Raw genomic sequence first — 12823 nt, forward strand, 5'->3', positions numbered from 1 at the left:
CAAGTGCAGCCCGGCCTCATACCAGCGGCTGCTGGCCAGCCAATTGCTCATCGAGAAAACCAATCACCTGCTGCGCATAAGCCTCGGGCTCGGCGGCGTAGGCGTGGGTATGCTGCGCCTGCGGCACCTGCCAGAAGTGCGTCGAGGTCCGCCTGCGCAGCGCCTGCCAGAGCAACTGGCCGTCACGTACCGGGGTAAAGACATCGGCCTCGCCATAGATCAGCAGCAGCGCCGGGCTGCCGCGCAGATGTTCGGCGGCATGCAGGGGGCGCAAGCGCCGCTCCCCTGCGGGATAGACCAGCCTGGACAGCAGGATGCCCAAACGGGGAATGGGGTAGCGCGACCAGAAATGCAGCAAAGTCGGGAAAGCGGCCTCCAGTACCGCCGCCTTGAAGGGATGCGCCGCATCGGTCATGGCGCACAGGCTCATGGCTGCGCCCATGGACGCACCCAGCACCGCCACCGGCAAATGCGGGTATTCAGCCTGCAGAGCTTGGCCAACCGCCAGCACATCCAGATGAAAGTCCATGGTGCTGGAGCTGCTTTCGCCAAACCCATTCAGGTCAAACAGCATCACGTGGTAGCCGGCCTGACGCAGCAATTCAGCGTGACCATGTTTCATCCAAAAACCTTTGGCCACTACGCCCATTGGATGACACATCAGCACCGCGCCCTTGACGTGTTCACCATGAGCCTTGGCCAACAGCGCACTGAGCGTCGCCCCGGAACCGCTTGAGACCCGCAATGGCTGCCACTGCTCCGGCGCAGCCTCTGCCGGCCAACGCCAGGGACGAACAAAACGCCCGAAGAAGGGTTTCTTGAACAGCCGGTATGCCGCGTGCTTCATGCAGGTAACTCCCTCGAATTATTTGCTATCGTGCCGGACACACAGGCTACCCAGCCGCCTGAGCGGCAACCATGGCGAGAAATGCCAAATAACATGCGAGTTTCGCGACGCAGGAAAGACCCGGAGCGCCCCCTGAAATGAATGTCACCCTGTTAATGGCGAATCAGTGTTCTTCCACCAGCGTGGCCGCTGCCCTGGAGTTCTTCGAGACCGCCAACGTGCTCCACCATTACTCGCTTGATAAGCACGCGCGGCAGCAAGCCAACGGCGCGCCGCTGTTTCGCCTACAAACAGCATCGATGGATGGCCAAGCAGTGGCTTGCACTGGCGGATTACGCCTGACACCAGACCTTGCCGCGGCGGATATCCACAGCACCGAACTGATCGTGGTGCCGGGCTTTATGTTCAATATTCTTGGCGTGCTGCCGCAGCTGAGCGGCATGATCGAGTGGTTGCGCCAGCAGCATCAGCAGGGCAGCTATATCGCCAGCCTGTGCACCGGGGCCTTTGTCACCGCCCAGGCCGGCTTGCTCGACGGTCGCAGTGCCACCACCCACTGGGCCTTTAGCGAACAGTTCGCCAGGCGCTTTCCCCAGGTCAGGCTGCACCCCGAACGCACAGTGACCGATGACGGCCAACTGCTGTGCTCAGGCGGCTCCACCAGCAGCAGCGACCTGTTGCTGCACCTGATCCGCAAGTTCGCCTCACCGCAACTGGCCGCCGAATGCGCCAAAAAGCTGCTGGTGGATGCGGTCGCCCGCAGCCAGACGCCCTACGCCAGCACCACCTTCAAGAAGAGCCATACAGACGCCGAGATTCTCAGGATTCAGATCTGGCTGGAGAACCACCTGAGCAGCCCGATCCTGCTGGAGCAGGTGGCCGAAGGCTTTGGTCTGAGCATGCGTAACCTGATACGCCGCTTCAAGGACGCCACCGAGCAAACGCCCATGCAATACCTGCAGGAACTGCGCATCGAAAAAGCCAAGCTCCTGCTGGAAAGCAGCCAGGCCGCCTTTGACCAGATCACCCTGCAAGTGGGCTACGAAGATGGCAACTCTTTCCGCCGCCTGTTCAAACAAAGAGTCGGCTTAGCCCCCAGTGCTTATCGCAAACGCTTTGCCAGCCTGCGCCAGTGAACCCAGCCAGCCGTTACAGCCGCGCCCACTGCCCGTCCTCGCGATGGGCCTGCAGGTGCGGCAGTACCGCCGCCAGCAGGGGTTCCTTGAAGGCCTCCTGAAAACGATGGGCCAGGCCCGGGATCAGCCTCAGCTCGCTGCCCTTGATATGCGCCGCCACATGCACGCCGTGCATCGCCGGCAACAGCGGGTCGGCGGTGCCGTGCACCACCAGGGTCGGTACGCGCAGGCCATTGAGCAGTTCGACCCGACTCGCCTCGGCCAGAATCGCCAGCAATTGCCGCTGCACCCCCTCCGGGTTGAATGCCCGGTCGTAGGCGATCCGTGCCTGCTCCAGCAACAGTTCGCGGTCGTCGCTCACCGTCGGGCTACCCAGGGCCGCCAGCAGGTCGGCCTGTTGCTCCAGGGCCAGCGCGCGATTGGTCGCCTCGCGCTTGGCCAGCAGCGTCAGCAGGGCCGCGCTGGGGGCAGGCAGGCCCTGGGCACCGGAGCTGGTCATGATCAGGGTCAGGCTCTGCACCCGCTGCGGGGCCAGGGCGGCCAGGTGCTGGGCAATCATCCCGCCCATGCTCGCGCCCAGCACATGGAAGCGTCGGATACCCAGGCCATCCATCAGGCCCAGGGCATCCCCGGCCATATCGCGCAGGCTGTAGGGGGCGGCAACCGACAGCCCGAGGCGATAACGCAGCGCCTCATAGGACAGGTTGACCGAGGGCGCGGCCTGGTTCCAGCTGCTCAGACCGACGTCGCGGTTATCGAAGCGGATCACCCGGAAGCCTTGCTGGCACAGGCGCACCACCACCTCGTCCGGCCAGTGGATCAGCTGGCCGCCCAGGCCCATGATCAGCAGCAGCGCCGGGTCGCGCTCGCGGCCGATGGCCTGGTAGGCCAGACGCACCTCGCCCAGCGCAACCTGCCCGCTTGGCTGCTGGAGAGCACAACGATTCGCCGCAAAGGAAGGCAGGCCGCACAGCAGTGCAACCAGGAACACAAGAACACGCATGCAAACACCAGAACGCAGAACCCCATTGAGACGCGAGTTTGCTGACATTCGCTCGAGCGCGCTGCCACACAAGCATGACAGTTTGATGAAGGGGGACGAGCGGTCTCCTTGTAGCCACACCAGAGGTGCCACTTAAAACGGCGGCCGCAGGCCCCTTCCACCGCTGGTCAGAGCCGTGGGAGGGGCTTTAGCCGCGACAGAACGCAGATCAGGCCAGTTCGCTACGCAGCTGGCGGGCGGCGGCGACCATATTGACCAGCGCCGCCTCGGTCTCGGGCCAGGCGCGGGTCTTCAGGCCGCAGTCGGGGTTGACCCACAGGCGTTCGACGGGAATCCGCCGCGCCGCCTTGCGCAGCAACCCCACCATCTCGGCACTGTCCGGCACCCGCGGCGAGTGGATGTCGTAGACCCCGGGGCCGATGTCGTTGGGGTAATCGAACGCCTCGAAGGCCTCAAGCAGTTCCATGTCCGAGCGCGAGGTCTCGATGGTGATCACATCGGCGTCCATGGCGGCGATGGAATCGATCACGTCGTTGAACTCGCTGTAGCACATATGGGTGTGGATCTGGGTTTCATCGCGCACACCCGAGGCGCACAGACGGAAGGCCTCGGTGGCCCAATCCAGATAACCCGGCCATTGCGCCTGACGCAGCGGCAGGCCTTCGCGGAACGCCGCTTCATCGATCTGCACGATCTTGATCCCGACCGCTTCCAAATCCTGCACCTCGTCGCGGATGGCCAGGGCCAGCTGGCGCGCCTGCACCTCGCGGCTGACATCCTCGCGCGAGAAGGACCACATCAGCATGGTCACAGGCCCCGTCAGCATGCCCTTCATCACCTTGCGAGTGAGACTCTGGGCGTACTTGATCCACTCCACCGTCATGGCCTTGGGCCGGCTCAGGTCGCCATAGATCAGCGCTGGCTTGACGCAGCGCGAGCCATAGCTCTGCACCCAACCGAAGCGAGTAAAGGCGTAGCCGTCCAGTTGCTCGGCGAAGTACTCGACCATGTCATTGCGCTCGGCCTCACCGTGCACCAGCACATCCAGGCCGAGGTTTTCCTGCACTTCGACGGCGTGGCGAATCTCGCTGTGCATGGCCTCTGTGTAGTCACCCACTGACAGTTTGCCGGCCTTGAATGACTGGCGCGCCAGACGGATCGAGGCGGTCTGCGGGAACGAGCCAATGGTAGTGGTCGGGAACGCCGGCAACTGCAGACGTGAACGTTGCTGTTCGATACGCGTGGCAAACGGCGACTGTCGCTGGCTGTCGGCGGCGCTAATGGCCGCCAGACGCGCCTGCACGGCCGGTTTGTGGATACGTGGCGACTGCGCGCGACTGGCCTGCACGGCGCGGCTTTCCGCCAGTGCGGCCTGCACCTGGACGTTCTGCGGGTCATTCAGGGCCGTCGTCAGCAACGCGACTTCCTCGCACTTCTGTACGGCGAAGGCCAGCCAGCTTTTCAGCTCATCATCCAGTGTGTCTTCACGATTCAGATCCACCGGGCTGTGCAGCAGCGAGCAACTCGGTGCCACCCACAGGCGCTCGCCCAGCCGCTCCTGGGCCTGTTGCAGGATATCCAGGGCCTGGTGCAGATCCGTGCGCCAGACATTGCGGCCGTTAACTACGCCCAACGACAGCACCTTGTAGGCCGGCAAGCGATCAAGGATGCTCGGGAACTGCTCCGGAGCGCGCACCAGGTCGATATGCAGACCATCCACCGGCAGGCTGGCGGCCAGACCGAGGTTGTCTTCAAGGCCGGCGAAATAGGTGGCGATCAGCTTCTTGCCCGGCTCACGCTGCAACAGGTTGTAGGCGCGCTCGAAGGCATTTTTCCAGTCTTGCGGCAAATCCAGCACCAGAATCGGCTCATCGATCTGCACCCACTCCACACCCTGGGCGGCCAGGCGCTGGAGGATTTCGCCGTAGACCGGCAGCAGACGCTCCAGCAGTTCAAGCCGGTCAAAATCGCTGCCCTTGGCCTTGCCCAGCCACAGATAGGTCAGCGGGCCGATCAGCACCGGTTTGACCTTGTGGCCCAGGGCCTGGGCTTCCTCTACCTCGTCAAACAATTGCTCCCAGCTCAGCTGGAACTGCTGATCGGCGGTGAACTCCGGCACCAGGTAGTGGTAGTTGGTATCAAACCACTTGGTCATCTCTTGGGCGTGGGCACCACCGCAACAGGCGTTCTGGCTGACGCCGCGCGCCATGCCAAACAGAGTATCCAGGGTCGGTTTGCCGTCTGCCGGGCGGAAGCGCTCGGGGATCACGCCGAAGGTCAGCGAGTGGCTCAGCACCTGGTCGTACCAGGCGAAATCACCGACCGGCAGCAACTCGATGCCGGCGTCCTTCTGCAACTGCCAGTGGGTGGCGCGCAACTCGCGGCCGACGGCACGCAGGCCGGCTTCGTCCAGTTCGCCCTTCCAGTGGGCCTCCAGGGCTTTTTTCAATTCGCGGTCGCCACCGATGCGGGGGAAACCAAGGGAATGGGCCAGGGCCATGTCGTAACGCTCCATAGATCAACAAGATGGGGGACATTCTCAACAACCCCGCTTCGTGAGACAAACTCAACATATTCGTCTTGATCTATAGTTCTACTCATGTAGGGTGGATGACGTTGTTTTCATCCACCACTTGAACAGACACCTCAATGGTGGATGGGTGAAGCGTCATCTACGCGCCCCGATCCACCCTACCCCGAGGCCCCCCATGCTCGAACTCCGCCACTTGAAAACCCTGCACGCCCTGCGCGAAAGTGAAAGCCTGGTGGACGCCGCCGAGCGTCTGCACCTGACCCAGTCGGCGCTGTCGCACCAGTTCAAGGAGCTGGAGGAACGCCTGGGCATGCCGCTGTTCGTGCGCAAGACCAAGCCGGTGCGCTTTACCAGCGCCGGCCTGCGCCTGCTGCAGCTGACCGATGCGGTGCTGCCCCTGCTGCGCAGTGCCGAACGCGACCTGGCGCGCCTGGCCGGCGGCACCGCCGGACGTCTGCATATGGCCATCGAGTGCCACAGCTGCTTCCAGTGGCTGATGCCGACCATCGACCAGTTCCGCGACGCCTGGCCGGAGGTGGAGCTGGACCTGGCCTCGGGCTTCTCCTTCGCCCCGCTGCCGGCCCTGGCCCGTGGCGACCTGGACCTGGTGGTGACCTCGGACCCGCTGGAGCTGGCCGGGATCACCTATGTGCCGCTGTTCACCTACGAGGCGATGCTCGCGGTGGCCAACCAGCACCCGTTGGCCAGCAAGCCGTTTATCCAGCCCGAAGACCTTGCCACGGAAACTCTGATCACCTACCCGGTGGAGCGCGACCGCCTGGACATCTTCACCCGCTTCCTCGAACCCGCCGACGTCGAGCCGGCCCAGGTACGCACCTCGGAGCTGACGGTGATGATGATGCAACTGGTGGCCAGCGGTCGCGGCGTCTGCGGCCTGCCCAACTGGGCGCTGCACGAATACAGCTCGCGCGGTTATGTCACGGCCAAACGCCTGGGCGACAAGGGCCTGTTCGCCACCCTGTATGCCGGCATCCGCAGCGACATGCTCGACTCGCCGTTCATGCGCGACTTCCTGCTCACCGCCAAGGACACCTCCTTCGCCAATCTGGAAGGGGTCAGTGTGGCGCGCTAAAGGGCCACACCACCCCCTAGGGTGCGCCGCGCGCACCAGCGGCCGCCGCCGTGCATTGGCATAATGCCCATCGCAAAGATCGCGGCCACGCCGGTGCGCAGGCATCCCCTCTCTGGCTCGGATGCCGGCGCGCCCTGGGTAAAAAACGCTCGCTACAGCCATGATCTGGATCAATTGCGCCGGAGCGCCCCTGCGCTTTAATCAAAGTGACAACAGCCAAACAGACGCGGAAACCGAATCCCATGATCCAGGCGATGCGCAGCCGCCACAGAGCACTCAGCAGACATCTGCTGGCGCTCTGGTGCGTGCTGCTTATCGCCTGTTCCTTTGCCCATATTCAGGTCGCCAGCGCTCACGCCCACGACGATGCCGGGATTGCCACCTACGGCAGCCACGAGCATAGCGCCCAGGATCAGGGCGCAACGGAAACCTGCAGCGCCGTGCAAAACGCGCCGCTCAACCAGCAACTGCTCACGCTCCTGGGATTGACCGCCCTGTTCGCCCTGGCCGGCCGCCTTGGCCTGCTCAGCGACCTGCTGCGGCGCATCGGCAGCGTGCAGGTCGTCCCGTTATTCTGTCCCGGCCTACCCGCGCCCATTCGCAAGCGGCTGCATCGCTATAACGAGTAGCGCCACTCTCCCCCGCTATAACCCGCAGCCGCACTGCACCGGCCCCACGCCGTGCATAGCGCTGCATTCCCCGGTTTTTGGAGAGTGCCTCATGTCCCATACCCCTCATCGCGCCTCAGCAGCCAACAACCCCTGGCGTTTCTGGCCGGCACTGGCGGTCTTCGCCGCCATCGCCCTGTTTCTCCTCTGGGAAGAGCACCAGGCCCATCTACTCGGGATTCTGCCCTACCTGATCCTGCTGCTCTGCCCATTGCTGCATCTGTTTATGCGTCGCGGCCATGGTCGGGACAAAGACGGCCCCCACGACCACCACTGACCGGGAGGCACAGCATATGCAACAGACAGCCTCGGCCTATGGCCTCTGGGGCCTGGTGATCGTCAACTCGCTGATGTTCATCATCTTCGCCTTCAACTTCTTCAAGCCCAGCAGCCCACGGGACTGGCCTACCTTCGCGGCCGTCGTGCTGATCATGCTGGGCTTTCTGCTGCAGTGGCCCACCTTGCTGACCCTGCTGATGTTCCCGGTGCTGGTGCTGATGTACGTGCACCTGGCGCGCCAGGAAGAGCGCTGGGCCGAAGCCAGCTTCGCTGGCCGCTGGCACGCCTACAGCGCCCGGGCACCAGCCTTTTTCCCGCATCTGGGCACCCCCTCTGTCGGCAAGGAGCAGCAGCCATGAACGCAGTCGAACCCGGACTCAAGCGGCAAAGCGCGGTACTCATAGTGCCCGGCATGGGCAGCGACCACTGCGCCGGTCTGGTCAGCCAGTCGCTCAAGCGCCTGCCGGGTATCGCCGGGCTGAGTACCAGCATCGCCAGCCACAAGGTGCGCATCGAATTCGATGCCGGCCAGACCGACCTGAATGCGCTCAAGCAGGCCGTGGAACAGGCCGGCTATCAGGTGGCCAAGGCGGTGCTGGCCAGCACCGCAGGCGAACCCACAGGGGCCGAAGAGGAAGAGCAGTACCTGCGCGACGCCTGGCGGCGCATGTGGGTCGCCGGCGTACCCACGACCCTGATCATGCTGTTGATGGCCTTGCCCATGGCCGGCGTAGCGGTGCCCGGCTACCTGGCCATCGTGGTGGCGCTCGCCGCCATCCCGGTGTTTATCGCCGGGGCCAGCACCCATGTGTCGGCCTGGAAGGCGCTGCGCAACCGCACCGCCAACATGGATGTACTGATCAGCCTGGGCAGCCTGCCGCCCTACTTTATCGGCCTGGTGGGGTTCTTCTACCCCATGACCTCCTTCGTCGAGATGGCCGCCACCATCACCACCTTTCACCTCATCGGCCGTTACCTGGAGGCCCGCGCCAAGGGTCGTACCTCCCAGGCGATTCGCAAGATGCTCGAGCTGGGGGCCAAGAGTGCGGTGCTGCTGCGCGAGGGCGTCGAGGTGCAGGTGCCGATCGAGGCGGTGGTGGTCGGCGACCTGATGCTGGTACGCCCCGGCGAAAAGGTCCCCAGCGACGGCGAGGTGGTCGAGTGTAACAGCCATATCGACGAGTCCCTGGCCACCGGCGAATCGCTGCCGAAGGAGAAGGGCCCGGGCGATCCGGTGATCGGCGCGACCCTGAACAAGGAAGGCCTGCTCAGAGTGCGTGCGACCAAGGTCGGCCAGGACACCTTCCTCGCCCAGGTGATCGACCTGGTGGAACATGCGCAGAGCTCCAAGGTGCCGATCCAGGAGTTCGCCGACCGCATGACCGGGCGCTTCGTGCCCGTGGTGATCGTCATCAGCCTGCTGAGCCTGGCCGTCTGGCTGATCGCCGGCGAATCCTTGCGCGGCATCCTGGTCTGGGGCGCTGCCTGGCTGCCCTGGGTCGATGCCGAGCTGTCGGCACCGCTGGTGGCGCTGCTGTCGGCGGTCGCGGTGCTGGTGATCGCCTGCCCCTGCGCCCTCGGCCTGGCCACCCCGACCGCGCTGATGGTCGGAGCCGGCCGCGGGGCCGAGCGCGGCATCCTCTACCGCTCCGGCAGCGCCATCCAGATGTTCAAGGACATCAGGGTGATGGTCTTCGACAAGACCGGCACCCTGACCCTGGGCAAGCCGGTGATCACCGACTGCCTGGCCGACGCTGGCGGTGAGGCCAACGAACTGCTGCGCCTGGCCGCCAGCGTCGAGTACGGCTCCGAGCACCCGATCGCCCAGGCCATGGCCGAACGCCTCAAGGAACTGGATCTGGCCCGGGGTGCGCTGAGCGAATTCCAGGCGCTCAACGGCCTGGGCGTGCAGGGCCAGGTGGATGGCCAACTGATCCGGATCGGCAACGCCCGCTGGATGCAGGACTGCCGGGTGGACACCGCCACCCTGGCCGGCCAGCTGGAAACCCTGGAGAACCAGGGCAAGACCGCGCTCTACGTCGCCAGTGGCGAGCAACTGATCGGCGTGATCGCCGTGGCCGACACGCTCAAGGAGGACGCCCGGGCGGCCATCGCCGCACTGCGCGACATGGGCATCCATACCGTCATGCTGACCGGCGACAACCCGCGCGCCGCCGCCCATATCGCCGCCCAGGTGGGCATCGACAGCGTGCACGCCAATGTCCTGCCCAGCGGCAAGGTCGAGGTCATCCGTCAACTACAGGGCGAATACGGCCAGTGGGTGGCCATGGTCGGCGACGGCATCAACGACGCCCCGGCGCTGAAGCAGGCCAATGTCGGCATCGCCATCGGCAGCGGGGCCGACGTGGCCATGGAGGCCGCCGACGTGATCCTTATCGGTGGACGCCTGGGCGGCCTGGTGGAGGCCGCGCAGCTGTCGCGCCTGACCTTCCGCAAGATCGTCGAGAACCTGATCTGGGCCTCGGCCTACAACGTCGCCGCCATCCCCATCGCCGCGGTCGGCCTGCTCCACCCGATGATCGGCGTGATCGCCATGACCGCCAGTTCGCTGTCGGTAATCGCCAATTCCCTACTGCTCAAGAGATCCCCCTTGAGCGTTATCCGCAAGACACCCTAAACCACCCAGGAGAAACACCATGAAAAACGTCACCTACAAGGCCCTGACCACCCTCGCCCTCGCCGGCGCACTGCTGGCCGCCCCGACCTTCGCCGAGGATGCCCATCACCCCGAGCAGCTGGCGCAGAACCAGCAAGACATGCCCATGGGCCAAGGAATGGGGCCAGGCAAGGGCATGATGGACTGGTCGCAGATGCAGGAGATGATGCGGCAGATGCACGGCACCACCAACCCCCAGGAACGCCAGAAGATCCGCAACGAACACCGCCAGGCCATGCGCTCGCAGATGGGCATGATGAATCAGCGCATGCAGCAGAGCCAATGCCCGCTGGCCAAGGATGCGCCCATGCAGCAGCAATGCCTGAAGGACATGCACCAGAACATGCAGAACATGCTGCAGATGATGGAGCAGATGCTGGAAAGCCAGGCCATGCCGAACGGCCAGTGAGCCCAGCTGCACCTGCCGGACGGCCTATCGTTGCAGCCGTGCAGCGGGGCCATCTGGCGGACCGGAGATCGTGCACAGGGACTCGCCACTCGGCGGTTATCCTGCTTTGCGCCGCAACGGCACAAGCCGATTGATTCGTTCTGGGCGGCGCGATTCTAACCACTGGCAAAGCGTGCCGGAGGGACAGCAGCATGAACACTTGGCGGATACCCCTGATACTCGCGAGCCTGACACTGGCCCTGGGGCTGGCCTGGCTGACCCAGGGCACGGGGGTGCTGCGTAACGACAGCACCCGCAACCTCTATATCCCCGAACCACTGACCATGCCCCTGCAGGTTCAGGTGGCGTACAACCCGCAGCACATCTTTTTCCGCTACCGCTGGCCAGCCGAGCGGGCCCATGTCTACCACGACATGCTGCGCTTTGCCGACGGCCAATGGATTCGCCATGGAGCCTCGCGCGCCGGTCCCGACCCCGACGGCACCTATGAGGACCGCGTGACCATGCTGGTGGACGACGGCAGCGTGCCCGAGTTCGGCCGTTACGGCGGCTATATCACGGTCGGTGCCAATGCCCGTTTCTTCACCGATGAGGCCGAACCGGCCGAAGTGGCCGCGCACCCGCACCTAGGCCAGACCCTCGGCGAGTCGGAGGTGCGCAAGTACCTGCCGGCCAGCCGCCACGACAGCGCCGACTGGCGCAGCGTGGTGGATGCCGCTGCCCTGCAGGATCAGCGCCAGGCGGGATATTTTCTCGATCTCTGGCACTGGCGCGCCGGGCGGGCCAATGCCCTGGGCCTGTCGGATGACCAGCTGGTCGCCGAACACCGCCTCTCCGATGGCGGCCGCGGGCCCTACACCAGCAACTGGGATGGCGAGGCCAAACAGCCACTGTGGATGTTCGCCGCGCATATCCGCCCCAGCCACGCCCTGCGCTGGGAAGAGGTGCAGACCGAGCGGGTCGACTTCGATGGCATCTACTACCTGGCCGAGTCCTTCGCCGTGCCCTTCGACCCAGACCATAACTGGCAGAACGGCGATGTTATACCGCGCAACCTGCTGCGCGAAGGCAGCGGCTCGCGCGGCGATATCCGCGTGCACGGCCAGGCGCGCTGGGCCGAGGGCTACTGGGACGTGACCCTGGTGCGCGAGCGCGATACCGGCCAGCCGCTGGAGGACAAGATGTTCCTCGACCAGAGCCGCTACGATGTCGGCTTTGCCGTGCATCGCAACGCCAGCGGCAGCCGCTGGCACTATGTTTCCCACCCCTACAGCCTTGGGCTGGGCCGCACGGCCGATATCCAGGCCGTGGCCTTTACCGGCGAGCAGCCACCCTGGTCGCAAAGCTGGTTCGAAACCACCCTGTTCTACCCCGGCCAGGTGAACTGGCCGCTGCTTAACAGCCGTGCCCACGCAGGCAGCCTCGATATTGCCGAAGGCAAACCGGTGCGCCCACGCCATAGCGAAGAGCAACTCGCCCACTATGGCGTGGAAATGGAATTCAATGACGCCATCATCCGCCAGTGGGGGCTGACCCTGCTGGTCGGCCTGTGGCTTCTGGCGGGGGCACTGATCGGGCTGTGGCCCGCCTTCTCGACCCGCAACTCGGGAGACCGCCCATGACCGGCATACACCATATGCTTGTGCATTTCCCCATCGCTTTCTGGGCCCTGGCCACCCTGCTAGTGTTGCTGGCCGTTCTGGGGCGCGGCCGAGCCGCGCAAATCGCCCAGGCCAGCCTGCTACCGCTGCTGCTATTGAGCCTGCTCGCGGCGGTGGTGGCCATCGTCAGCGGCTTTCTGGTATGGCCCTGGCAGGCCAACCTATACAGCCCGATGGTGCGCAACCATATCCTGATGGCGTTCTGGGCACTGGCGGTGTGGAGCATACTGGCCGCGCTGCTGTGGCGCGCCGGCAAGACGGCGTTCAATGGCAAGCAAGGCTGGACGCTGGTCTTTCTCGCCCTGCTCGGTAGCGGGCTGTTCGCCGTCACCGGCACCCTGGGCGGCCACCTGGCCGGTGCCCCCACCGCCTTCTCCCAGCTGATCGCGGCATTGGGCTGGAAGCTCTACAACACCTTCTACTTGCCTACCTGGGCGCTGCTGCTCCTGGCACTGGTCGGTCTGGGCTGCGCGCTGCTGGGCATGCTGGGCCGTCGCCGCAGCAGCTGAAGCGACTG

Annotated in this window: 12 protein-coding genes; 9 read left to right on the plus strand and 3 right to left on the minus strand. The window is 64.8% G+C overall.

Annotated elements, in window-relative coordinates; genetic code table 11:
- Positions 1-16: 16 nt before the first annotated feature.
- Positions 17-847, minus strand: coding sequence for an alpha/beta hydrolase family protein (locus AACY13_RS13690; RefSeq protein ID WP_339462128.1), 831 nt, complete (start codon positions 845-847; stop codon positions 17-19).
- Between the two features lie 137 nt (positions 848-984).
- Between AACY13_RS13690 and AACY13_RS13695 the strand changes: the two genes are divergently transcribed.
- On the plus strand, positions 985-1983 hold the full coding sequence (locus tag AACY13_RS13695) for a GlxA family transcriptional regulator (protein WP_339462129.1): 999 nt from the start codon (positions 985-987) through the stop codon (positions 1981-1983).
- A 13-nt stretch (positions 1984-1996) separates the two neighbouring features.
- Here AACY13_RS13695 and AACY13_RS13700 read toward each other — a convergent pair whose 3' ends face one another.
- Positions 1997-2986, minus strand: a complete 990-nt coding sequence (locus tag AACY13_RS13700) for an alpha/beta fold hydrolase (RefSeq protein ID WP_339462130.1) — start codon at positions 2984-2986, stop codon at positions 1997-1999.
- A gap of 208 nt (positions 2987-3194) precedes the next feature.
- Positions 3195-5486 (minus strand): 5-methyltetrahydropteroyltriglutamate--homocysteine S-methyltransferase, encoded by a 2292-nt coding sequence (gene metE / locus AACY13_RS13705; RefSeq protein WP_339462131.1) that lies wholly within the window; start codon positions 5484-5486, stop codon positions 3195-3197.
- Between the two features lie 208 nt (positions 5487-5694).
- Between metE and metR the strand changes: the two genes are divergently transcribed.
- From metR to AACY13_RS13745, 8 genes are all read left to right on the plus strand, one after another.
- Complete coding sequence (gene metR, locus AACY13_RS13710) at positions 5695-6612, plus strand: transcriptional regulator MetR (protein ID WP_339462132.1); 918 nt, start codon at positions 5695-5697, stop codon at positions 6610-6612.
- 254 nt (positions 6613-6866) lie between these two features.
- Entirely contained in the window at positions 6867-7241 is a 375-nt protein-coding gene (locus AACY13_RS13715) for a hypothetical protein (RefSeq protein ID WP_339462133.1), read from the plus strand.
- 91 nt (positions 7242-7332) lie between these two features.
- Positions 7333-7557 (plus strand): DUF2933 domain-containing protein, encoded by a 225-nt coding sequence (locus AACY13_RS13720; RefSeq protein WP_339462134.1) that lies wholly within the window; start codon positions 7333-7335, stop codon positions 7555-7557.
- 16 nt (positions 7558-7573) lie between these two features.
- Positions 7574-7918 carry a methyltransferase family protein gene (locus tag AACY13_RS13725; RefSeq protein ID WP_339462135.1) on the plus strand — a complete coding sequence of 115 codons (345 nt, stop codon included), beginning with the start codon at positions 7574-7576 and terminating at the stop codon, positions 7916-7918.
- Positions 7915-10197, plus strand: a complete 2283-nt coding sequence (locus AACY13_RS13730; protein WP_339462136.1) for a heavy metal translocating P-type ATPase — start codon at positions 7915-7917, stop codon at positions 10195-10197. The genes AACY13_RS13725 and AACY13_RS13730 overlap by 4 nt, the downstream gene beginning before the upstream one ends.
- Positions 10198-10216: 19 nt before the next feature.
- Positions 10217-10645, plus strand: a complete 429-nt coding sequence (locus AACY13_RS13735) for a hypothetical protein (RefSeq protein WP_339462137.1) — start codon at positions 10217-10219, stop codon at positions 10643-10645.
- A gap of 191 nt (positions 10646-10836) precedes the next feature.
- Positions 10837-12267, plus strand: coding sequence for an ethylbenzene dehydrogenase-related protein (locus AACY13_RS13740; protein WP_339462138.1), 1431 nt, complete (start codon positions 10837-10839; stop codon positions 12265-12267).
- On the plus strand, positions 12264-12815 hold the full coding sequence (locus AACY13_RS13745) for a DUF2231 domain-containing protein (RefSeq protein ID WP_339462139.1): 552 nt from the start codon (positions 12264-12266) through the stop codon (positions 12813-12815). Before AACY13_RS13740 ends, AACY13_RS13745 begins: the two co-directional genes overlap by 4 nt.
- Positions 12816-12823 lie beyond the last annotated feature (8 nt).

The organism is Pseudomonas sp. EA_105y_Pfl2_R69 (genome assembly GCF_963970915.1).
Taxonomy (GTDB): Bacteria; Pseudomonadota; Gammaproteobacteria; order Pseudomonadales; family Pseudomonadaceae; genus Aquipseudomonas.